Source organism: Kitasatospora sp. NBC_00240 (genome assembly GCF_026342405.1).
Taxonomy (GTDB): Bacteria; Actinomycetota; Actinomycetes; order Streptomycetales; family Streptomycetaceae; genus Kitasatospora.
In genome coordinates this window covers 122,582-145,090 of sequence record NZ_JAPEMU010000002.1, presented here as the reverse complement: position 1 = coordinate 145,090, position 22,509 = coordinate 122,582, and the positions used below count along the sequence as shown (strand labels likewise).

General features: G+C 69.2%; 15 protein-coding genes and 4 pseudogenes. 13 read left to right on the top strand and 6 right to left on the bottom strand.

Going from position 1 to position 22,509, the window contains the following annotated elements; genetic code table 11:
- Nucleotides 1-534 precede the first annotated feature (534 nt).
- From OG689_RS40520 to OG689_RS40505, 5 genes and pseudogenes are all read left to right on the top strand, one after another.
- Nucleotides 535-3,579 carry a hypothetical protein gene (locus OG689_RS40520; protein ID WP_266328026.1) on the top strand — a complete coding sequence of 1,015 codons (3,045 nt, stop codon included), beginning with the start codon at nucleotides 535-537 and terminating at the stop codon, nucleotides 3,577-3,579.
- A gap of 205 nt (nucleotides 3,580-3,784) precedes the next feature.
- Nucleotides 3,785-3,994, top strand: a complete 210-nt coding sequence (locus OG689_RS40515; RefSeq protein ID WP_323189406.1) for a helix-turn-helix domain-containing protein — start codon at nucleotides 3,785-3,787, stop codon at nucleotides 3,992-3,994.
- A complete protein-coding gene (locus tag OG689_RS40510) occupies nucleotides 3,991-4,557 on the top strand; it encodes a transposase (protein WP_323189405.1) in 567 nt (188 codons plus the stop codon). The genes OG689_RS40515 and OG689_RS40510 overlap by 4 nt, the downstream gene beginning before the upstream one ends.
- Nucleotides 4,506-4,817, top strand: a pseudogene (locus OG689_RS44965) (hypothetical protein); the annotation flags it as partial. The gene OG689_RS40510 and the pseudogene OG689_RS44965, both read left to right, overlap by 52 nt.
- Nucleotides 4,768-5,307, top strand: a pseudogene (locus tag OG689_RS40505) (zinc ribbon domain-containing protein); the annotation flags it as partial. The pseudogenes OG689_RS44965 and OG689_RS40505, both read left to right, overlap by 50 nt.
- Nucleotides 5,308-5,417: 110 nt before the next feature.
- On the opposite strand, the gene OG689_RS40500 reads toward OG689_RS40505, so the two are convergent.
- Nucleotides 5,418-5,849: an ATP-binding protein gene (locus tag OG689_RS40500; protein WP_266328024.1), complete on the bottom strand. Its 432-nt coding sequence runs from the start codon at nucleotides 5,847-5,849 to the stop codon at nucleotides 5,418-5,420.
- A gap of 772 nt (nucleotides 5,850-6,621) precedes the next feature.
- Between OG689_RS40500 and OG689_RS40495 the strand changes: the two are divergent.
- A pseudogene (locus OG689_RS40495) lies at nucleotides 6,622-7,005 on the top strand (AAA family ATPase); the annotation flags it as partial.
- A 97-nt stretch (nucleotides 7,006-7,102) separates the two neighbouring features.
- On the opposite strand, the gene OG689_RS40490 reads toward OG689_RS40495, so the two are convergent.
- From OG689_RS40490 to OG689_RS40480, 3 genes are read right to left on the bottom strand one after another with little or no spacing between them, the layout of a single operon-like run.
- A complete protein-coding gene (locus OG689_RS40490) occupies nucleotides 7,103-9,469 on the bottom strand; it encodes an ABC transporter permease (RefSeq protein WP_266328022.1) in 2,367 nt (788 codons plus the stop codon).
- 3 nt (nucleotides 9,470-9,472) lie between these two features.
- A complete protein-coding gene (locus OG689_RS40485) occupies nucleotides 9,473-10,258 on the bottom strand; it encodes an ABC transporter ATP-binding protein (RefSeq protein ID WP_266328020.1) in 786 nt (261 codons plus the stop codon).
- Nucleotides 10,255-10,758 (bottom strand): PadR family transcriptional regulator, encoded by a 504-nt coding sequence (locus OG689_RS40480; protein ID WP_266328018.1) that lies wholly within the window; start codon nucleotides 10,756-10,758, stop codon nucleotides 10,255-10,257. Before OG689_RS40480 ends, OG689_RS40485 begins: the two co-directional genes overlap by 4 nt.
- 139 nt (nucleotides 10,759-10,897) lie before the next feature.
- On the opposite strand from OG689_RS40480, the gene OG689_RS40475 reads away from it, so the two are divergent.
- From OG689_RS40475 to OG689_RS40460, 4 genes are all read left to right on the top strand, one after another.
- Nucleotides 10,898-12,217 carry an ABC transporter substrate-binding protein gene (locus OG689_RS40475; protein WP_266328016.1) on the top strand — a complete coding sequence of 440 codons (1,320 nt, stop codon included), beginning with the start codon at nucleotides 10,898-10,900 and terminating at the stop codon, nucleotides 12,215-12,217.
- A 179-nt stretch (nucleotides 12,218-12,396) separates the two neighbouring features.
- Complete coding sequence (locus OG689_RS40470) at nucleotides 12,397-14,109, top strand: alpha-amylase family glycosyl hydrolase (RefSeq protein WP_266328014.1); 1,713 nt, start codon at nucleotides 12,397-12,399, stop codon at nucleotides 14,107-14,109.
- Nucleotides 14,110-14,189: 80 nt separating this feature from the next.
- The gene (locus OG689_RS40465; protein ID WP_266328012.1) at nucleotides 14,190-15,521 is read left to right on the top strand and encodes an ABC transporter substrate-binding protein; all 1,332 of its coding nucleotides are present in this window, start codon (nucleotides 14,190-14,192) and stop codon (nucleotides 15,519-15,521) included.
- 7 nt (nucleotides 15,522-15,528) lie between these two features.
- The gene (locus OG689_RS40460) at nucleotides 15,529-16,836 is read left to right on the top strand and encodes a carbohydrate ABC transporter permease (RefSeq protein ID WP_266328010.1); all 1,308 of its coding nucleotides are present in this window, start codon (nucleotides 15,529-15,531) and stop codon (nucleotides 16,834-16,836) included.
- A 38-nt stretch (nucleotides 16,837-16,874) separates the two neighbouring features.
- Here OG689_RS40460 and OG689_RS40455 read toward each other — a convergent pair.
- A pseudogene (locus tag OG689_RS40455) lies at nucleotides 16,875-18,031 on the bottom strand (RNA-guided endonuclease InsQ/TnpB family protein); the annotation flags it as partial.
- 236 nt (nucleotides 18,032-18,267) lie between these two features.
- Between OG689_RS40455 and OG689_RS40450 the strand changes: the two are divergent.
- Nucleotides 18,268-19,155: a carbohydrate ABC transporter permease gene (locus OG689_RS40450; protein WP_266328008.1), complete on the top strand. Its 888-nt coding sequence runs from the start codon at nucleotides 18,268-18,270 to the stop codon at nucleotides 19,153-19,155.
- 235 nt (nucleotides 19,156-19,390) lie between these two features.
- On the opposite strand, the gene OG689_RS40445 is transcribed toward OG689_RS40450, so the two are convergent.
- Nucleotides 19,391-19,813 carry an STAS domain-containing protein gene (locus tag OG689_RS40445; protein ID WP_266328006.1) on the bottom strand — a complete coding sequence of 141 codons (423 nt, stop codon included), beginning with the start codon at nucleotides 19,811-19,813 and terminating at the stop codon, nucleotides 19,391-19,393.
- Nucleotides 19,814-20,264: 451 nt separating this feature from the next.
- Here OG689_RS40445 and OG689_RS40440 point away from each other — a divergent pair, with 451 nt between their 5' ends.
- Nucleotides 20,265-21,026, top strand: coding sequence for a DeoR/GlpR family DNA-binding transcription regulator (locus OG689_RS40440; protein ID WP_266328004.1), 762 nt, complete (start codon nucleotides 20,265-20,267; stop codon nucleotides 21,024-21,026).
- A gap of 87 nt (nucleotides 21,027-21,113) precedes the next feature.
- Complete coding sequence (locus tag OG689_RS40435; protein WP_266328002.1) at nucleotides 21,114-22,493, top strand: sugar ABC transporter substrate-binding protein; 1,380 nt, start codon at nucleotides 21,114-21,116, stop codon at nucleotides 22,491-22,493.
- Nucleotides 22,494-22,509 lie beyond the last annotated feature (16 nt).

Sequence of the window (22,509 nt, the reverse complement as noted above, 5' to 3'; positions counted from 1 at the left end):
GGGGCCGGGTGATATGCGGTCGAGGAGGAGTCCGGCCTCGACGGGGTACAAAACGCCCGTTGGGATACATCCTGGAATGCGCGGGGATCAGGGCGACTATCTTCGCGCACCGAAAAAGGAGCCGAGTTCTTCGAAGGCTGAAAGAAAGGGCTTCTATTTGTCCCTCGACCACGCAGGTCGGGGTGGGTCGCAGGGCGGCTGATTTCTGAGCCCGCCGGAATTTGATTTAGGTATCCCGCGGGTGGGGGTGGGGCGGGCGATCTCGATTTTTGGGTCTTGGGGCTCTATTGGTGGGTCCTGGTGTGTCGGTAGGGTGTTGTTTGCTATTGCCTTGATGGTCTGCTCCGGTGTGATGTTGGGTGTGGGTGCTTGGTGTCGAACTGGTATTGCGGTTGAGGGTTTTTGACGTGTCGTCGGTTGATTTTGGTGTGGTGGCTTGCGTGTGGTTTGAGGTTGGTTGTCGGCGGGGCGGGGGCGTCGAGGGGTCGGGCTTCGGCGGGTTGTGTGGGGTGCGGGTGGTTGGTGGGGTGTGGGGTGTCGCTTGATCTTCCGCTGGAGTTGCGGGTGGTTGCGAAGTATGTGGTGGGGGTGTGGCCTTCGGCGGATGAGGATGTTCTGCGGGGGTTGGCGGGTGTGTATGAGCGGGTTGTTGTGGATGCGGAGGGTCTGGGGCGGGCTTTGGTGTGGCAGTCGGTGGGTGTGCGGGGTTGGGAGGGGGATGCGCGTCAGGCGCATGACGCGTTGATGGAGCGGGTGTTTCGGGATTCGGGGATCGGGGCGTTCGTGGATGCGGCGCGGAGTGTTGCGGGTGGGGTGCGGGAGAGTGCTGCGCAGGTGGAGAAGGCGAAGTACCAGGTTTTGGTGATTGCTGCGTGGTTGGCGGCGTCGATCGGGTGGGCGGTGGCGGTGGCGCCGTTGACGGGTGGTGCGTCGTTGGGGTGGTTGGCGGCGGTGGAGGCGTTCGCGCAGGAGTTGTTGGCGCGGGTGGGGGTGTGGTTGGTGCGGGCTGTGGCGGCGGCGGGTGCGGGTGCGTTGTTCATGATGTCGGCGGACGGGTTGTCGCAGGGGCTTGTGTTGGCGCGGGGTCACGGTGGGCGCTTCGATGTGGGGGAGTTGTTCATGTCGGGTGGGATGGGGGCTTTGGCGGGTCTGGTGGGTCTGGGTGTGGGGGCGGTGGCGGCGAGGGGGGAGGTCGCGGTGCGGGGTGCGTTGGTCGGGGCGGGGCGGTCGGCGCCGGTGGGTGGGGAGGTGCTGTTCGCGCCGGTGTGGACGGGGAGTCTGCCGGCTCGGATGGGGTTGCAGGGGTTGTCGGGTGTGGTGACGGGTGTGGGGTTGGGGGCGGTGCAGGGTGCGCCGGTGACGGACACGGCGGAGGCGTTCGCGCAGGGTGTGGTGGGGGCGTTGGCCGGTCGGCACGGCGGGGTGCGGGCGGGGAAGGTGCCGGAGGGTCTGGCGGCGCTGGTGGCGCGGCTGCCGGGAGCCGACGGCGGGGGGCGGTTCGAGCCGTCCGAGGCGGTCCCGGACTCGGGGGTGGGCTTCTCGCTGCTGGACGGTCTGTGGCTGGAGGAGACGTCGGGCGGTGCGTTGTGGGCGCGTCCGGAGTCGGCCGGCGCCGGGCCGGGGGATGCCGCGTTCGCGTCCGTGGTCCGCAGCATGGGTGCGGGGCTGGGTGGTCCGCCTCTGGTGGTGGGCACTCCTGGCATGGCGGGCGGCGGGGTGGTGCGGCAGCTGGAGTCGGTGTGGGGCGCGCTCCAGCGGGCACCGCGGACGGCGGCCGCGCTACCGCGCGAGATCGTCCTCGCCGCCCCCGTCAGCGCGCACGAGATGCCCGCGTTGGAGGACTTCGTCGCCACCCGCAAGGTCGGAGTGACCATCTCCGAAAGGCCGACCACAACAGGCGGCCCCCGGTCGTGGACGCACCTGGAACCGACAGACCCGGCCGACCGCACGAGCGACACGATCACGACCCCCGCACCGCCCCCCGCTGCCGCGGCCGGTGTGCGGGAGGTACCGCCGCACCCGACCGGGGAGACGGCTTCCCCACGGGACATCACCGGACCGGACGTTTCCATTCCCCGTGCCGGCCACCCCATCGCGCCGACCACCCCTGTCGGCGCGATGGCCACACCCCCGGACGCCGGCCCGCCCACCAACACTGCCACGCACCACACGGAGAACACCGGCTGGCCCACCGGCAGACCCGGGATCGTGGACGGCGTAACCGTCAGTGTGGCTGCCGGTGACCGCTCCACTGCCGCCGGCCCCGACTCTGCCGCTCCTCGCGAGGTGGCCCCAGGCCCGGGTGTCCGAGTGGACGGTGCGCCAGCGAGGGAGGCCTTTGCGACGGTTGCGGTGACCGCGGATGCGGTGGTGGAGACACCGGCCCGGCCGGTGGACGCGGTGCGGGAACCGCCCGCGTGGGAGCAGGCGCTGCCCGGACCCCGCGAGGCACTACCCACGGCGCCCGCCGCACAGTCGCACGAGCCGAGCACGGCCCACACCCCTGCGCGGGCCCTGCTGCACGGCGGACCGCAGGAACCCACCACCACGACCAGCGACCAACCGCTCAGCACCACCCGATCGGACACCCCCACCCAGCCGACCGCCACCCCCCACGACCAGCACCCACCCACCACCCACCACCCCGCCCCCGAGCCCCGTGAAGACGGCTCGGCGTGGCAGCCTGCGGCCCAGGGCACGACCGGGCATGCCGGCACACCGTACCCAGCAGAACATCGACGACTGAACGACGATCTGCTCGGACTTCCCCCGATGGACACAATCGTCCGCACCCTGGGAAAGCTGCCCGAACAGGAATACCAGCACCTGATGTCCCGGACGGACCCCCTCGTCGCAGCGCCGGTCCTCATCGGAACGGACCCCGCCACCACACGGGAACGCGCCTTGCACGAAGAAGACAGGCAGCGAGTGGCCTTCGTTCTCCGCCGGGACGGCGAGGAGTCCGCCAGAAACCTGGCAAAGAACCTCGGCATGACACCCGGCCCCGGACTCCGCGGAGGCTCCGACACCTATTACCACCAGAGTGAGAGCGAGAGCGAAGGTGACGACCATACCGGCTACTCTCAAATGTATCAGCACTACGTCGTCCGCGACGACGACGATCTGCTGTACAGGAATGACACCAGGAATCCCGACGAAATATTCGAGACCGGATTTCAACCGCGTATCCCGGACTCGAACGTCACCCTGATGGACCATATCTGGACCGGCCCCAATCGCTCTCAGTGGGTCAGTACGAGCCGTAGGGATGATCTGTGGCGTTTCGGGGGGTACCACTACGAAATCGATGCGCCGGGGCAGGGGGTCGATGTCGAGATGACCTACGGAGACGACTACCCGCATATCGTCCGCGAGGAGGAGGAGGTTGCCTTCGAGGGCGGTATCGACCGGTCCTTCATTATCGGGGCCGACGAGCAGCCTATCCCCGGTTACGGATCGGGCAATTTTCGTGCCGGCGAGGACAGCGGTTCATTCTATTTCGTCAACCCGCATTTTGAATTCCCTGCCGGGGGTCACCAGGTCGGGCGGAACCAGAATTCAGACTCGGATGAAGACTGACCTGTGGCATGCTCACCGGTTCGGTGTGGATTCTCCGAGGCTGCTCACCTTTGATCTCCCAGGATGCCCGGGTCTTCAGGCCGGGGCGGTTGGGTGATTGGCTCGGAGCCGTGAAGCGGCGGAGTGATCTTCGGAATTTCTGACGTGAGTGGTTGTCAGTGGCTCCCGGTAGGTTGATCTTGTATATCTCCGGTACTCCTAGCGCATCTATGCGACGCCGGGTCGGCGCCAAGCGCTGGCTCGGACGTTCGGGTGTGCTCGGGTGGTGTACAACGACGCCTTGGCGGCGCGGAAGCAGGTCCGTAAGGACGGACTGCCGTATCCGAAGTCCACGGACTTGCAGAAGCAGCTCGTCACGGCGGCAAGAAGACCGCTGAGCGGGCATGGCTTGCCTCGGTCGGTGCCGATCCCCTGATTCAGTCCTTGCGTGACCTGGACACCGCGTACCGCAACTTCTTCGACTCGGTGTCCGGCAAGCGCCGGGGACGACTGGTCGGGCTGCCTCGGTTCAAGTCGAAGCGGGACAGTCGGCAGTCGCTCCGCTTCACCCGCAACGGGTTCCGCCTGCGGTCCAACGGGAATCTGAACCTGGCGAAGATCGGTGACGTGCGGGTGAAGCGGTCCCGTGCGCTGCCGTCCGGTCCGTCGTCGGTGACGGTCGTGCTGGACCCTTCGGGCCGGTACTACGCCTCGTTCGTCGTGGACGTGGAACCCGAGAACCTGCCCGGGCTGGATGCCGAGATCGGCATCGCCCTCGGTCTGACCACGTACGCGCTCCTCCCGGACGGCACCGTGATCGACAACCCGCGCTTCCTCCGCAAGACCGAGAAGAAGCTCAAGGCCGCGCAGCGGGCACTGTCCCGCAAGGCCAAAAGGGAGCAAGAACCGGGCGAAGGCCCGACGGGAAGGCCGCCAAGGCGCACGCCAAGATGGCCGACACCCGCAACGACTGGCTGCACAAGCAGACGAACAAGTTGATCGGCGAGAACCAAGCCGTCCACCTGGAGGACCTGAACGTGCGCGGCCTGGGCCCTGGCCGACTGGCCAAGCCCGTGCACGACGCCGGACGGCCACCTTTCGGCGGCTGCTCGAAGACAAGGCCGCCCGATACGGGCGCACCATCGGCATCGTCCCTCGTTCCCGTCCTCCCAGCTCAGCTCGCAGTGCGGACACCGCGACGGACCCCAACCCCTCGCCGTGCGCGAGTGGGCCTGTTCGGTGTGCGCTGTGTTGCATGACCGCGACCTCAACGCTGCTCGAAACATCCTGGCCGCCGGGCAGGCGGACAGGCCAAACGCCCCTGCACGGCCGGTAAGACCTGGCGTGGCAATCCCACGCCAGGCACGGCCCGTTGAACGGAGAACCCACCTCGGCGACCTGACCGGCACAGATGCCCGTGCCGCAGACGCGAAAGGGTCTGTACCGGTCAGTGGCTGTACAGACCCACGCGAAAGGAACCCCCGTCCATTAGGACGAGGAGGATGTCAAGAGGTCGGGCATGGCGACGAGCATCATGGGTTCCGAGCGGCGGGGTGGGTTACGCAGTCCCGAGCATGTGCCGTCGACGATCCGGAACCTCGCTACTCCAGGGCCGGTGTGCCCGTGACCCGAGTGGTGAAGTGGCGGCTCCCCTCCCGAGGGAGGGGGTTTGGAAGCCCGGGGCGGTGGCAGTGTGTGGAGAGAACGCCTGCTGCCGAGTCCTGCCAGGGCTCGGCTCGCGGCCGGTGAAGCTTGGACGGTCCTGCGCCGAGGTCCTGGATGTGGGAGGTGAGGACTGCCTGCTCGGTACGTCTGCTCTGCATGACAGGACGGGAGAAGTGGCGACCGGGTACGGACTCTCAGGACTCCACTGTTGCCCAGTAGGCAGTGGATGCCTCTGTCGAGTCGCTGCCGTTGTGCGCCGCCAGAGCTTCGACGATGGTGCAACCGCGGCCGTGCTCCTCGGTCGTGCCGGTGGCGGCCCATTCGCCGGGTTCGTCAGCCGGCCCGCCGTCCGTGACGGCGATGCGTACGGCCGGGTGTCCGTCGTTCTGGACGGGCTGCACGTGGAGGGTGACCGGCGGCAGGGCGTGCTCGACTGCGTTGGTCGCCATCTCGGAGATGACCAGCAGGGCGTCGTAGACGGCGTCCTCGTTCAGTCCCGACTCGGTGAGAAAGCCTCGGGCTGCGTGGCGGGCCATTGACGGGGCGGTGGCGTCGTGGGCCAGGGGCAGAACGAGCTCGGAGCCTGAGTCCTGCTGCGAGGGAGGGGTCTGACCGGTGCTGGTCATGGGGATCACAACCTCAGGAGGTGTGGGGGTGGTTGTTCTCGCTGACTGGGTGATGCTTCGAGCTCTTGCCTTTACTTTCGGCCCTGGACACGGTCGGTCACATCGAGAGTTCTACGTAGGTGTCTACTGAGTTCGTGCGTACTAGGTGGTGGTCGGTCTACGAGACGCCCCTTGCTCCTGGTAGCCGATCGGGTATGCAGCGTAGTGCAGGGAGTAAAGTCGCAGCTCAGTCGGTATGAAAGGAGTCGGCCGCAGATCGGTCGAGGGCCAGCCCGGAGCCGAGCAGCCGGTGCCTGGCGCTACGGGTACGGGCCCAGCCGGGCGCCAATGAAGCTGAGTCGATCCGATCAGGGATCGGTTACTGACAGTATGTGAGAGGTGCCCCGCAGGGGTGCTGTGGGCGGCGATCGATCGCACCGGGCACGGTGTGACCGTGGAGAGAGGGACCGACCCTGGGCGCATGTGGATGGGCGCGGGCGTCTCATCAGCGCGGGATGACCCTCCTCGCACGTCCTGACGCCGAGCAGGACCGATACGGACCGTAGCCAGAGGGAGCCTGCGGGAATACAGAAATCGTTGCAGGACAGGCAGCTTGCCCAGCTTCGTTGCGGACGTAGAGTTATTTTTATGGTTCTCGGGTCCGCGTCAAATGTGAGCGGGGTGCCGGTCGTCTGCCGGCGGATGCCACCAGCTTCGTCCGTCGCCGCCGCCAGATTGCCGATGTCACGAAGCTGCTGGCGACCTCCCATCTGCTGACTCTCACGGGCCCGGGGGAGTGGGCAAGACGCGGCTGGCCCGGCGGGTTGCCGAGACCGTTCAACGGGCCTTCGGCGACGGGGTGTGCCTCGTCGAACTGGCCGAGCTGCGTGAGGCGTCACTCCTGGCTCACCGGGTCGCCGAGCGGCTGGACCTGCGGGACCAGTCGACCCGGACCGCGATCGAGACAGTCGTCGAACACCTCAGGCCTCGAAGCGTCCTGCTGGTGCTCGACAACTGCGAGCACCTGGTGGACGACTGTGCGGTGCTGGCGGAGAGGATTGCTCGGGAGTGTCCTCTGCGGATCCTGGCGACGAGCCGGCAGCCCCTCGACGTGTACGGGGAAATGGTTGTGCCGGTCTTCCCGATGAGGACCCCGGATCTTGTGCAGCAGCGATAGCAGGCCTGTTCGCTGTACAGGAACCCGCCTCCGGCAGTGGCGGGGCCCGGTAGGACGCAGGAAATCCGTTACACGCCCTGCCGGTTCGGTGCCGGCGTCACCTGCGTTGCTCGGTGCGCCGACCGGGCAGGCGGGCGACCCCCACCGCGGGGAGCGCGGCAGCCGTCACGGCCGTCACAGCGGCCAGGGCGAGCAGCGAACCGATCGACGGAGCACGGGCGATGCCCTCGCCGATGCCCCCTTCCCGGCCTTGCAGGTCGATCAGCCAACGAGCCAGTGGTATGCCGACCGCGGTGCCCAGTACCACTCCGCCCGCCGCGAGCGCGGCGCCCCGGGTGGCCATCATCGCGCCGGCCTGACGGGGGGTCAGTCCGATGGCACGCAGCAGCCCGAGGTCGTGGTGGTGTTCCCGCAGCCCGCCGGCGGTGGCCGTGAGGATCTCGGCAAGGGCGATCAGGGCCAGCAGTACGACCAGCCCCACGACCGACACCCGCAGGACCGCCAGCCTGGCGGCCGGGTCGGGGGTGGGCCGGATGTCCAGCTGTCCGCCGAGGCCGGTTCGGCCCGGGAGTTCGCGCTGGACCTCTGCGGGGTCGCTGCCGGAGCGCAGCACCATCCGGTAGTAGGCGGGGTGGGGTGCGTCGCCGGGTCGGTCGAGGGTGTCGAGGCTGGTGGAGAGAACGCGGCCGCCGCGCTCGGGCTCGACGTTGCGACCGACGATGTGCAGGATGCGCGGAGTTCCGGCGGTGGTCACCCGGACCCATTGGCCGACTCCCGCGTTCAGCAGGTCCAGCGCGCCCTGCCCGGCCACCGCCTCGTCGGCCGCCTGGATCTCCCGGCCCTCGACGACCGCGAACGGGAAGGGCTGGGCGGTGGTGCCGAGTGCCCGCAGGGTGAGCGTGGCGGACTGGCCGGGTGCGAGCGCCTCCAGTTCCGTGCCGGGGTACACCCCTGTGGCGGCCGGGTCGGTGGCGAGGGCTTGGCGCAGCCCGTCGGTTTGCTCCGTGCTGTCGCCGGAGGCCGGTCGTACCGTGAGCGTGGCTGCCGTCATGCCGCCGCCGGAGGTCTGGGCGAGGACGTCCAGGGTGGCCCAGGTACTCAGTGCGAGCGTGCAGGCGACTATCGGGACGGCGAGGCGCAGCACCGTGACGGTGCTCTGCCCGCGGTGGCGCAGTGCGCTGCCGAGCCCGAGGACCAGCGCCGGGGGAAGCCGCCGCAGTGCCCCGAGGCGGGCGGGGCGCGGAGTGCCGCTGTCCAACTGGGCGTCGTCGGCGGGCGGTACCGGTGACACCTTGGCCGCCCGGTATGCGGGCAGGGCCGCGCCCAGGCCGATGGCGGACAGCGCCACCGCGGTGACGGTGCCGGTGATCGGCAGGCCGAGGGGCAGCGCCCGGTACGGCGCGCCGGGTCCGTGGGCCAGAGCGGGCCACAGTCGCGCCACCGTGGTTGCGGCGGTACCGCCGAGAAGCACTCCGGTGCCGGCCAGCATCAGGTGTTGTCCGGTGAACATCCTCGTTATCTGACCGGGCGTGAAGCCGAGCGCCTTGAGCAGCGCGATGTCCCCGGTCCGGCCGCGGATCCGGCCACTGGCCGCGCCCGCGACCGCCAGGGCGGCGGCCAGGAGGGCGGCCAGGCCGCACAGCCCGAGCAACAGGCCGACCACCTGGTCGTCCTGCTGTCGGGAAGCACGCGCGTCCATCCAGGTGGCGAGCTTGGTCACCCGGTTGGTGCCGATCGTGTTGACGGCGCGCTGCGCGGCGTAGTTGGCGGTGTCCGGATCGGAGAGGTGCAGGCCGAAGGTGCGGCCCTGGGCGGCCGGGTCGGGCTGGACCAGGTCGAGGGTTTCGGGCAGTACCCAGCCGAGGCCCGAGCCGGCTTCCGGGTAGCGGATCCGGTCGGGGCTGTCGGCGACGCCGATCACCTGGAGGTTGAGGAGCTGACCTCGTGCTCCGAGCACCGCGACCTGGTCGCCGCTTCGGGCCCAGGCGGCGTCGGCGCTGGAGCGTTCGAGGACGAGGCCGTTGAGGACGGTCGGGTCCAGCCAGCGGCCTTCGGTGATCAGTGCCCTTGGCGCCCCCGGGACGTCCGCGCGCAGGACGAGGGGAAGACGGTCGCCGCTGCCCGTACCCGCCTCCGGCGGTGAGCCGGGCCTTCGTAGGCCGATCAGGGTTGCGTCCGCCGTGTGCTGCTGGGGGGTGAGGGATGTGACGCCGGGCAGTCGGGAGAGCGCGGCGAGGGCGGCGTCGTCCCCGGCCTGGTCCGCGGCGGGCGGCGGTCCGGTGTCGATCCGTACCTGCGGGGCCTGGGCCTGCTGGAACTGGCGCTGCCAGGGGTCGGCGGTGCCGAGCAGCATGGCGGCGAGCAGGAGTGCGGCCACGGTGCCCGCGGTTGCCATCACGACCAGGGCGGAGGGCAGCCGGTGGGAGCGCAGATCGGCACGTATCCAGCGAAGGGCGGTGCGCACGGGTCAGCCGCCGAGTTCGATGATGCCGCGGACGCCGACGGACCGGTGGCCCTCGGGCGGGTCCTCCACCCGGCAGTCGTCCACGATCCGGCCGTCGAACAGGCTGATCACCCGGTCGGCGCTGCTGGCCACCCGGGCGTCGTGGGTGACCAGGATGATGGTGCGGCCGCGTCGGTGGTACTGGGCGATCAGGGCGAGTACCTCGCGGGTGCTGCGGCTGTCGAGGTTGCCGGTCGGTTCGTCCGCGAGCAGGAGGTCGGGGTCGTTGACCAGGGCGCGGGCGAGCGCCACCCGCTGTCGTTCGCCGCCGGAGAGGGAGCCGGGACCGCTGGCCGCCTTGTCGGCGAGGCCGAGTTCGTCCAGCAGTTCGCGGCGGCGGGTGCGCGTGGTGCGACTGGGAAGGCCGGCCAGCAGGGCGGGCAACTCGACGTTGTCGGCGACGGTCAGGTTGGAGAGCAGGTTGCCGCTCTGGAAGACGATGCCGTAGTGGCGGCGCCGGAGCACCGCCCAGTCGGCTTCGCCGAGCTGTTCCACCTGGCGGCCGTCGAGTCGCAGGCTGCCCTGGTCGGGGCTGATCAGGCCGCCGAGCAGGTGCAGCAGGGTGGACTTCCCGGCGCCGGAGGGGCCGGTGACGGCCACGAACTCGCCCCGGTCCACGCGCAGATCGACGCCCCGCACGGCGGGAACGGCGGTCGTGCCGCTGAGATGGTGCTTGACGAGGCCTTCTGCGACCAGCAGGGAGGGAAGGTCGTCGGCTGCCCGCGGCGGAAGCGGTGCGGGGGTCTTCAAGTCAACTCCTCCTGACAGCGTTCCAGCCAGTCGAGGTCAGCCTGCAGATGGAGGACGGCGCCCTCGATGAGGAGCTGGGAGACCCTGTTCTCGCGGTCTTCGCCGGCGAGCCGGTTCAGCCCGCGCATGACCGTGAGGCAGTGTCGACGCTGGTTGTTGATCAAAGTCAGCTGGTCGGCGAGCTCGGTGCCGGGGGCCAGGATGAGTTTCATGAAGAACTCGTCCCGTACGCGCGGGCCCTCGGTGGGTGCCGCGAACCACTGGGCGAGCTCGCTGGTGCCCTCCTCGGTGATCTCGTAGACCTTCTTGTCGGGCCGGCCGTCCTGGGGGACTTCCCGGCCCCGGATCAGCCCGTTCTTCTCCAGCCTGTTCAGGGTGACGTAGATCTGACCGATGTTCGGCTGAGGGTACGCCGCACCGAAGGTCTGCTCAAGGTCCTGTTTGAGCTCGTAGCCGTAGGCGGGCTGCCTGGCCAGCAGCGCCAGCAGCTGTAGGCGCACCGGAACGCCACCTCCTCTCGGTCGCTGGTCACACCTCGGGCACACATTACGGGGCGGAGGGTCCATCATGGCTGCTCGGGTTGTATATGTAGACGTGAATGCCGGTGCCCAGGCGCCTGTGAGAGCTCGGGAGGTTCCCATGTCGAACCGGCCGGCCGCCGAAGTGCGCGACGACCGGCGGCAGTCGGGTCGTCGGCAGTTCGGACGGGCCTTGCTCGGCGGGTCGCTCCTGGCGGCTGCCGGCGGGTTGTCCTGGGCTGCTTTCGCGGACGGCGGGGCGCGGGCCGGCGACCCGGACGGAGCCGGTCCGGTCACCCTGGCCACCGGGAGGGACACCACCGGGTACCTGCGCGCCGTGCTCGCCGACTGGAACCGTGCCCACCCCGGCGAGCCCGCGGAACTGGTCGAGCTGCCGGAGGCCGCCGACGAGGTGCACGCGCAGTTGGCGGGGGAACTGGGACGGGGTGGCAGCCGGTTCGACGTCCTCAACCTGGACGTGGTTTGGACGGCCGAGTTCGCAGCCCAGCGCTGGATCGCTCCGCTCGACCCGGCGCAGTTCCCGCTGGAGCACTTCCTGCCGCCGGTGCTCTCGGCCGGCCGGTACGCGGGAGCGCTGTACGCCGTGCCGTACGTCGCCAACGCCGCGATGCTCTACTACCGCAGCGACGTCCTGGCTGGCACCGGCCTTCGCCCGCCGACCACCTGGGCCGAGCTGGAGAGACTGGCCGCGACCGTGGCCCCCGCTCACGGTCTGGCGGGGTACGGCGGCCAACTGCGCCCGTACGAGGGGCTGAGTGTCAACGCACTGGAGGCGGTGCGCTCAGCGGGTGGTGACCTGCTCGACGCATCCGGCGGGGTGGTGGTCGACAGTGCTCAGGCGCGGACAGGGCTGGATTTCCTGGCCGGCGGGCTGCGCGCGGGTTGGATTCCGAAGGAGGCGCTGGAGTACCAGGAGGAGGAGTCCCGGGAGGCGTTCCAGAGCGGGCGTCTGCTCTTCCTACGCAACTGGCCCTATGTCTATCCGGCTGCGGAGGGATCCGGCTCGGGGGTGGCCGGACGCTTCGGCGTCGTTCCCCTGCCGGGACCGCACGGCCCCGGGAGCGGAGTCCTCGGCGGTTCCGGTCTGGCCGTCAGCCGCTTCTCACGGCATCAGCGCACGGCCCGTGAGCTGATCGCACACCTCACCGGGCGGCAGGTTCAACGCCGGGTGCTGGCGGAGGGCGGGCTGCCGCCGGTCTGGGCCGACCTCTACGCGGATCCGGACCTGCTGGCCCGCTTCCCCTACCTGCCCGTGTTGCGCCGGGCCATCCTGTCGGCGGGGGCACGGCCGGGGATACCGCAGTACCAGCAGCTGAGCCTGGCCTTCAGCGAGTCGGCCTACGAGGTGCTTCGCGGGCGCCGGACGGCTGCGGACGGGCTGGCCCGCCTCGCCGGGGACCTACGGGACATCGTCCGTTAGTCGACGCACCACCAATACATAACCGTTAGGTAGCGCGTGAGTGAGCCGCGCTCCGGAAGCCTGGCTGAAATAGGGGGCCCTAGGCCCTTAACAGACTGGTGCGCCCAGCTGTATACCTAACATGCATGTAGTCGCTCGGGCCCCTCAACGGCGAGCCCAGAGTCCAGCGGCCCCGAAAGATGGTGAAAGATGATCACGTCCGCGCCCCCGGACGAAGCAGCCCGACCGTTCGCCGAACCTCACCCGACCGGTCGGCACGCACCACCACGTCCCTCCTCCCGGGGAAGGGCTGGTGGCGGGCCGCTGTGATCTACCAGGTGTACGTCCGCAGCTTCAGCGACTCCAACGGCGACGGGATCGGCGACCTCGCCGGAGTGCGGGAACGCCTGCCCTACCTCAAGCGCCTCGGCGTGGACGGCGTCTGGCTCAACCCGTTCTACGTCTCGCCCCAGCACGACCACGGCTACGACATCGCCGACCACTGCGCGGTGGACCCGGTCTACGGCGACCTGGAGGACTTCGCGCGCCTGGTCGACGGGTGCCGACTGCTCGGTCTCAAGCTGGTGGTGGACACCGTGCCCAACCACTGCTCCAGCTGGCACCCCTGGTTCCAGCAGGCACTGGCGGCGGCCCCGGGCAGCCACGAGCGCGCCCGCTTCCACTTCGCGGACGGCCGCGGCGAAACCGGCGAACTCCCTCCCAACAACTGGCGGGTGATGTTCGGCGGCCCCGCCTGGACCAGGGTCGTCGAAGCCGACGGCAACCCCGGCCAGTGGTACCTGCACATGTTCACGACCGAGCAGCCCGACTTCAACTGGCGCAACCCCGCCATAGCCGAGGAGTTCGAACGGATCCTGCGCTTCTGGCTCGACCGGGGCGTCGACGGGTTCCGGATCGACGTCGCCGCCGGGCTCTTCAAGCACCCGCTGCTGCCCGACTCCGCCGACCCGGAGGCCGACGAGCGCACCCGCGACTCCGTCAACCCCCTCGCCTGGAACCAGCCCGAGGTGCACCAGGTGTGGCGTGCCTGGCGGGCGATCTGCGAGGAGTACACCGCCCGCGACGGCCGGGACCGCCTGCTGGTCGGTGAGGCCTCCGTGCCCACCCCCGCCCAGCAGGCCGAGTACGTCCGCCCCGACGAACTGCACCAGGCCTTCTTCTTCCACCTGCTGCACGCGCCCTGGGACCGCGAGCACGTCCAGCGCGTCGTCGACGAGGCGGTCCGGGACATCGCCGCCACCGGATCCACCGTCACCTGGGTCCTCAACAACCACGACCAGGTCCGCACGGTCAGCCGTTTCGCCGGGACCGACCCGGTCGCGGGCCCGGCCCGGGCCGCGGCCGCCGCGCTGCTCATGCTGGCACTGCCCGGCGCCGCCTACATCTACCAGGGCGAGGAACTCGGCCTGCCCGAGGTCACCGACCTGCCCGACGAACTGATCACCGACCCGATCTTCCACCGCACCGGCAGCCGGACCGGAATACGCGACGGCTGCCGCATCCCCATGCCGTGGTCCGGCGGCCACGCACCGTTCGGCTTCAGCCCGGACGACGCACCCGCCCGCCCCTGGCTGCCGCAGCCCGAACACTTCGCCGCCCACACCGCGGAGCGGGTGCTCGCCGACACCGGATCCTTCTGGCACCTGTACCGCGAGGCCCTCCAACTGCGCAGGACCATGCCGCAGTTCGGCGCGGACTCGATCCGGTGGCTGGACTGCGGGCCCGACGTGCTGGCCCTCACCCGTGGCGACGGCCTGGTCTGCGCCGTCAACTTCGGCGTCGGCCCGGTGCCCGCGCCCGTTGACGGTGCCCCACTGATCGCCAGCGGGCCCTGCCCGCCCGGCGTCCTGCCGGCCGCGACCGCCGCCTGGTGGGCCACCACCACCTCCTGACGCCCTGTACCTCCGAGGACCAGCGCCACCCCCGGGCGGAACACCCACCACCCGCAAGCCCCCGAAGGAAAGACTCAACGATGAGGCTCCAGCGAACCACCACCGCCCTGGCCGTCGCCCTGGTACTCGCCGCCACCGGCACCGCCTGCGGCAGTGGCACCGGATCCGGCAGCACCGCCAGCGCCGGAAGCCAGGAACTGAAGGGCCAGACGGTCTCCGTCGCCGCGGTCTGGACGGGCTCCGAGCAGGACAACTTCAAGAAGGTGCTGGACGCCTTCACCGCCCAGACCGGCGCCACCACCACCTTCATATCCACCGGTGACAACCTCTCCACCCTGGTCGGCAGCAAGATCGCCGGCGGCGACGCCATGGACGTCGTGATGGTGCCCCAGCCCGGCGTGCTGGCACAGTTCGCCAAGCAGGGCTGGCTGGAGCCCCTCGCCCCGGCCACCACCGCCGCCGCCAAGAAGAACTTCGCCTCCGTCTGGTCCGACCTCGCCACCGTGGACGGCACGCAGTACGGCCTCTACTTCAAGGCCGCCAACAAGTCCACCGTCTGGTACAATGCCGCCGCCCTCCAGATCGCAGGTGTCCAGCCGCCCGCCAACTGGGACGAACTGCTCAAGGTGAGCAGGGCCGTCTCCGACTCGGGCACCTCCGCGTTCTCGATCGCCGGCCAGGCTGGCTGGCCGCTCACCGACTGGTTCGAGAACGTCTACCTCTCCCAGGCCGGCCCCGAAATGTACGACAAGCTGACCAAGCATCAGATCCCGTGGACCGACCCGTCCGTCATCAAGGCCCTCACCACACTCGGCAAGCTCTTCGGCGATCCCGCCCTGGTCGCCGGCGGCACCAAGGGCGCCCTGCAGACCGACTTCCCGACCTCCGTGCAGCAGGTCTTCGGCCCCCAGCCGAAGGCCGCCCTGACCTACGAGGGGGACTTCGTCGGCGGCGTCATCTCCGGCGACCTCAAGAAGACCGTCGGACAGGACGCCAAGGTCTTCCCCTTCCCGGCCGTGGACACGGGCAAGGCACCCGTGATGGGCGGCGGCGACGCGGCGGTCGTCCTCAAGGACGGCAAGAACAAGACCGCCGCCCAGAAGCTGGTCGAATACCTCGCCAGCCCCCAGGCAGCGGAGATCTGGGCCAAGTCCGGCGGCTTCCTCTCCCCGAACCGTGCCGTCGCCCTCTCGCTCTACCCGGACGACACCACCCGCCAGTTCGCCAAGTCGCTGATCGACGCCGGCGACACCTTCCGCTTCGACATGTCGGACCAGGCACCCGCGGCCTTCGGCGGCACCGCCGGCTCCGGCGAGTGGAAGGACCTCCAGGACTTCCTGGCCAACCCTTCCGACGTCCAGGGCGCGGCGAACAAGCTCGAAGCCGACGCGGCCAAGGCCTACAAGGGCTGATCACGACATGCCGACGACCTCCCACCGGTCCAAGACCCCCGGCGCCGCCGCCAAGCGGCGGCGCCGGACCTTGGCCCTGGTCTTCATCCTCCCGGCCATCCTGCTCCTGGGCGCCCTGGTGGTCTACCCCATCGGCTACTCCGTCGTGCGCAGCCTCTACGACGCCTCCGGCGACCACTTCGTCGGGCTCGGCAACTACGGAGAGGCGGTCCACGACAAGGCCACCCTCACCGCGATCCGCAACAACGCCGTCTGGGTGGCCGTCGCTCCCGCCCTGGTCACGGCGATCGGCCTGGTCTTCGCCGTCCTCACCGAAAAGGTGCGCTGGTCCACCGCGTTCAAGCTGCTGGTCTTCATGCCCATGGCGATCTCCTTCCTCGCCGCCGGCATCATCTTCCGCCTGGTCTACGACGCGGACCCGCACCGCGGCGTGCTCAACGCCGCCGCCGTCACCATCCACGACACCGTCAACGACGACGCCTTGTTCCCGGGCGCCCACCCGCGCGACAACACCGCACTGAGCAAGCGGCCGGACGGAACACTGAGCGCCCCGGCGAGCTCCGGGACGCTGCTGCTCCCGATGGTGGGCGTCGCACCGACCAACCTGCCCACGACCGCCCGACCGGCCGCACTGCCCCCCGCAGCGGGCGGAACGAACGGCGTCGTCTTCCTCGACTTCATCCCCGGCGGAGGCGGCAGACCCGGACAGCTGGACCCCGGGAAGAAGGGGCTGCCCGACGTGAGCGTCCAACTGCTCAGCGAAGGAAGAACGGTAGCCGCCACCAAGACGGCGGCCGACGGCTCCTTCCACTTCGACGCCGCGCCCACAGCAACGGCATCCGTCGTCCTCCCGGCGGCCGACTTCGCCCTGCCGTACAACGGCGTCGACTGGCTCGGCCCGACACTGATCACTCCCGCGATCATCGGCGCCTACATCTGGATCTGGGCCGGCTTCGCCATGGTCATCATCGGCGCCGGCCTGGCCAACCTCCCCCGAGAACTCCTCGAGGCAGCCCGGATGGACGGCGCGGGGGAATGGCAGGTCTTCCGCCGCATCACGGTGCCGATGCTGGCACCCGTGCTCGGCGTGGTCCTCGTGACCATGGTCATCAACGTCATGAAGATCTTCGACCTGGTCTACATCATCGCGCCGGGCCCGGTTCAACAGGACGCCAACGTCCTGGCCCTGCAACTGTGGCTGGTCTCCTTCGGAGGCGGCAACAACCAGGGCCTCGGAAGCGCACTCGGCGTGCTGCTCCTGCTCCTGGTGGTGCCGGCCATGATCCTCAACGTCCGACGCTTCCGGAGGAACTGACGTTGACTTCCCCATGCCCTGGAGGGTGGGGGTTCCCCTCAGCCTCGCGGCTGAGCCGTTGCGCGTGTGCGCCGCGGTGGGACGACTTCCTGCTTCACCGACGACTGCCCGCCCGGAGTACTCCGTTGAGGTCTTACACCGTATCCACAGGCTGTAACCGCCATTCCGGCGGCCAGGATGTTGAGTGCCGCGTTCACCTCCCGATCGTGGTGTGCGCCGCAGGCGCACGTCCACTCGCGGACGTCGAGGGGCATCGTGCCTTGCAGGGTTCCGCAGACCGAGCACAGCCTGGACGAGGGGAACCAGCGGTCGATCACGACCAGGTCCCTGCCGTACCAATGGGCCTTGTACTCCAGCATGGACCGCATCTCGGTCCACGAGGCGTCCGAAACGGCTCGGGCGAGCCGCCGGTTCTTGAGCATGTTCCGGGCGATGAGGTCCTCGAGCACGACCGTTTGGTTCTCACGGACGAGTCGGGTGCTGAGCTTGTGCAGGAAGTCCCGGCGCCGATCCGCGATCCGGGCGTGGACCCGCGCGACCTTCAGCCGGGCCTTCGTCCGATTGTTGGAACCCTCGGCCTTGCGGGACAGCTCCCGCTGGGCCCTGGCCAGACGCTCGCGGTCCCTGCGTTCGTGCTTCGGATTGGTGATCTTCTCCCCGGCGGAGAGCGTCACCAGGCTGGTGATCCCGGCATCGATGCCCACTGCCGCGTTCGCGGGGGCGGGCATGATCGGCCGGTCCTCGCACACCAGGGAGATGAACCAGCGCCCGGCCGCGTCCTGGGACACGGTCACCGTGGGCGGAACCGCCTCCTCGGGAAGATGCCGGGACCACACGATCCAGCGGCTGCGCCATCTTCGCCAAGGCCAGCGAGCCGTCCCGGAACCGGAACGCGGACCTGGTGTACGTCGGGTACTTCGCCCGCTTCGTCCAGAAGCAGGCGAACGCTCCCTGCAAGTGGCGGAGCGTCTGCTGCAACGGGATCGACGACACCTCGCGGAGGTAGGCCAGTTCCTCGGTCTTCTTCCACGCCGTCAGCATTGCCGACGTGGCGTCGTAGTTGACTCGCTCCCCACGCAGCGTCCACGCCTCCGTGCGGGCCTGCAATGCCATGTTGCAGACCTTCCGCACACACCCCGAACGTGCGCGACAGCTCAGCCGCCTGCGCATCGGTCGGATAGAAGCGGTACTTGAAAAGCCCGCTTCACATGGACGGTCCCATGGATCACACGCCAACACTACCGATTGTGATCACGTGACGAACAATCAACTATCAACGCACCAAGTCGCCTTGACTGCCGTCCGACTTCCCCGCACCCTTCTCCGGCCTCCGGCAGGGGGTATCCCCAACGCGGGCAAGCCAATTCTCCCCCGCAAGCGGGAGGTTCCCCCACCCCGGCCCAAAGGCCGGGGTCTCCTTGGAGGCATCCGATGAGCGACGACACCCTCCATGCCCCCCCGACGCGGCGTGGGACGTTGCCAGCCCGACTGGTCAAGCTCACCCGGAGCTGGAGCGTGCAGGGGGTCCTGGCGCTCACCGCACTGGTCTGGCTCACCCCGACCGCTGGCCTGCTGTTCTCATCGCTGCGCCCCAAGGAACTCAGCGCGGGCTCCGGCTGGTGGACCGCCCTCACCTCACCGTCGCAGCTGGGCTTCGAGAACTACAGCGCGCTCCTCCAGGGCGGCGACGTCCTCGGGGCGCTCTGGAACACGGTCCTGATCGCCGTCCCCGCGACCTTGCTGACCGTGGCGGTCGCCGCCCTCGCCGGATACGCCTTCGCCTGGCTGGAGTTCCCGGGCCGCGACATCGTCTTCCTGGTGGTGGTCGGCCTTCTGGTCGTTCCGGTCCAGATCGGGCTGATCCCGGTCGCCAAGCTGATGGGCGTAGTGGGCCTGTTCGGCACTATCCCCGGGGTGGTGCTGTTCCACGTCGGTTACGGGTTGCCGTTCGCCGTCTTCCTGATGCGCGGGCACTTCCTGGAGATCCCGCACGAGATCCTCGAAGCCGCCCGGGTGGACGGCTGCGGCGAGTGGCGGATCTTCCGTACCCTGGCCCTGCCGCTGGCTGCCCCGGCGCTGGCCTCACTGTGCATCTTCCAGTTCCTCTGGGTGTGGAACGACATGCTGGTGGCACTGATCTTCGCGGGAAGCGACAATCAGCCGCTCACCGTCCTGCTCCAGTCGCAGATGCGGCAGTTCGGCAGCAACCTGGACGTGCTGGCCCCCGGCGCCTTCCTCTCCCTGCTGGTCCCCGTGATCGTCTTCTTCTCGTTCCAGCGTTACTTCGTCCAAGGCGCCATGGCCGGCTCCGTCAAGTGAGCTTCGCGGACCACAGTCCGGTGGACCCGTCGCCGGGGCCACCCGGTCGGACGGCGCGAATCTGTAGTGACGGGCCACGCCGGTCTTCGGGACACGTCCGAAGACCGGCGTCCTGGCGTTGTGCGGGGCGGACCGGCCGGTTGGAAACGGGAGCCGTTCCGGACCGACCGAAGGTCCCGGCGGGCCGGAACTCACCCGCCCGGGCGGCGACCGCCGCGCGTCTGCTGCTGACCAATCACGGAGCGGGACAGATCTGGCTCGCCCACGCGTGCGTCGAGGTGCCCATCCTGTCCTCCGTGGTCCGCTGCGCTGCGCCGCGCAGCCGCGTCAGATCGGTCATCGCCGGAGCGATGAGGCCGCTCGCGAGATGGAGCCCGAAGGTGCGCCGCAGTCGGCGATGTATGCCCGCCAGGCGGAACACCGTGCAGTGGGCGGCGCTCGCGCGGTTCGCGCGTTCGAGCGCCCGCAGCCCTGCGGCGTCGCAGAAGGTGACCGCCGCGAGATCGATGTTCAGCCGCAGTACGCCGCCGGCGAGGCAGTCGGCAACCGCCTGGTCCACGAGTGGCGCCGTGGCCATGTCGAGTTCGCCCGCGAGCTTCAGGAGCGCGGTCTCGGTGGAGGCGACGATGTGCGTGTGCAGGAGGTCCTGGGGCTTCATGGTCCACGCCTTAGGGGTGGCTCAAGGGCTGGGATGCTCGGCAACGGTTCGGCTGCGCTGGTATTAGTCCAGATTGCCCCAAAACATCTGATTTGGGTAGGCCCAATCCATGCAGGTCGTGCGGGACGGGGCCTGGACCCGGAAAGATCCCGCCGATCAGGGCCGACAGGAGTGCGGTGGCGTCCCTGCGACTCCTGCGAGGGGCGCCCGTGCCCGCAGCGGGCAGCGACGGCGGAGGAAAACAAACTCCGAGGGAGCGGCAAGCGGGCTGAACCACAACTGGTACTACCGCCCTGACCTCGCATGACGTGCGTCACATGCGGGCGTAAACGGGCAAATCTTATTCCAATGTGGGGCGCCTCGGGCGAGAAAGCCGACTGTATAAAACTCGCAAGGGAAGCAACGGGGGCGAAACCCCCTCGACACATTTCAGTCACGCGGAGGCACGGTCATGAGGGGTGAGCAGCGGCAGCACCGGATTCTCGCCCTGGTCCGCGAATCCGGACAGTCCGAGGTGTCCGCGCTCGCCGAGCTCCTCGATGTGGCGCCGGAGACCATCCGGCGGGACCTCACGGAGCTGGAACGCCGAGGTCTGGTGAAGCGCACCCACGGCGGTGCCTACCCGGTGGAGAGCGCGGGGTTCGAGACCGACCTCGCCCAGCGGGAGACCCGTCACGTGGAGAGCAAGCGTCGCATTGCGGCCGAGGCGGCGCGCATGATCGGCCAGGCGGAGACGATCTTCGTGGACGAGGGGTACACCCAGCTGCTGCTGGCTCAACTGATCCCTGCCGACCGGCCGCTGACCGTGATCACCGCCTCGCTGCCGACCGCCGCGGCGTTCACCAAGAATCCCGAGAACACGGTGCTCCTGCTGGGTGGCCGGGTCCGCGGCAGGACCCTCGCCACGGTGGGCTCCTGGGTGACCCAGATGCTGTCCTCGTTCGTCATCGACGTGGCCGTGATGGGCGCCAACGGCATATCGAGGGAATTCGGACTCACCACCCCCGACCCCGTCGTCGCGGATGTCAAGGCGCAGGCCATCAAATCCGCCCGCCGGTGCATTTTCGCCGGCGTCCACACGAAGTTCGGCGTCAGCAGCTTCGCCCGGTTCGCCGAAATCAGCCAACTCGAAACCGTCATCACCGACACGGGCCTGTCGGTTGCCGAGGCCCACCGCTACTCGCTGCTCGGACCCACGGTCGTACGGGTCTGAATCGGACGGCCCACCCATCGCCGCAGCGTTCTCCCACCAACATCGCGCCGCCACCCCGGCGCACCCCCGCACAGAGAGACGATCCCCATGAACAACGACAATGCAAGAAGCCGGGCCCGTGCTGGGGCCGCCATGATCGCGGCGGGTGTCTGCAGCGCCCTGCTGCTGTCCGGCTGCGCCGGGGCCGGAGGCCCGTCCGCCGGTGGTGAAGGCGGTGGCTCCGTCAATGTCCTGATGGTCAACAATCCCCAGATGGTGGACCTGCAGAAGCTCACCGCCTCGCACTTCACGAAGGAGACCGGCATCAAGGTCAACTTCACGGTGCTGCCCGAGAACGACGTACGGGACAAGATCAGCCAGGAGTTCTCCAGCCAGGCCGGCACGTACGACGTCGCGTCGATATCGAACTACGAAGCCCCCATTTACGGGAAGAACGGCTGGCTGTCCCCGCTGGACGACACGGTCTCGAAGAGTGCCGGATTCGACCAGAGCGACATCCTGCCGACCGTCCAGGCGAGCCTGACCGGAGCGGACGGCAAGCTCTACGCGGAGCCGTTCTACGGCGAGTCGTCCTTCCTCATGTACCGCAAGGACGTCTTCCAGGCGAAGGGCCTGGCCATGCCGGAGCACCCGACCTGGCAGCAGGTCGCCGACCTCGCCGCCAAGGCGGACGGTGCCAACCCCGGGATGAAGGGCATCTGTCTGCGCGGCCTGCCGGGATGGGGCGAGGTGATGGCCCCGCTCACCACGGTGGTCAACACCTTCGGCGGCACCTGGTTCACCGATGACTGGCAGGCCCAGGTGAACGCGCCCGCCTTCAAGGAAGCCACGAACTTCTACGTGAACCTGGTCCGCGACCACGGCGAGGCCGGCGCGCCGCAGGCAGGCTTCGCGGAGTGCCTCAACGCCTTCCAGCAGGGCAAGGTCGCCATGTGGTACGACGCCACGTCGGCCGCCGGACTGCTCGAAGGCACGGACTCACAGGTGAAGGGCGCCGTCGGCTACGCTCCCGCGCCGGTGGTGCGCACCCAGAACTCCGGCTGGCTGTACTCCTGGGCCTGGGGCATCCAGAAGGCGAGCAAGAACCAGGACGCGTCCGCCAAGTTCGTGGCCTGGGCGTCGAGCCGTACCTACGAGGAACTGGTCGGCAAGGAACTCGGCTGGACCCGCGTCCCGGCCGGCAAGCGGACCTCGACCTACAGCAACTCCGAGTACGGCGCGGTGGCCGGACCGTTCTGGAAGGCCACCGAAGCGGCGATCGCCGGAGCCGACCCCCGCAACCCCGGCGTCCAGCCGCGGCCCGCGCCCGGCATCCAGTTCGTCGACATCCCCGAGTTCCCCGACCTGGGCACCAAGGTGTCGCAGGAGGTCGCCTCGGCCATCGCCGGCCGCGTCTCCGTGGACGCCGCGCTGGACAAGGGCCAGCAGCTCGCGGAAAAGGTCGCCACGCCCTACCGGAGCAGGTGAGGACCGGTGGCAAGCA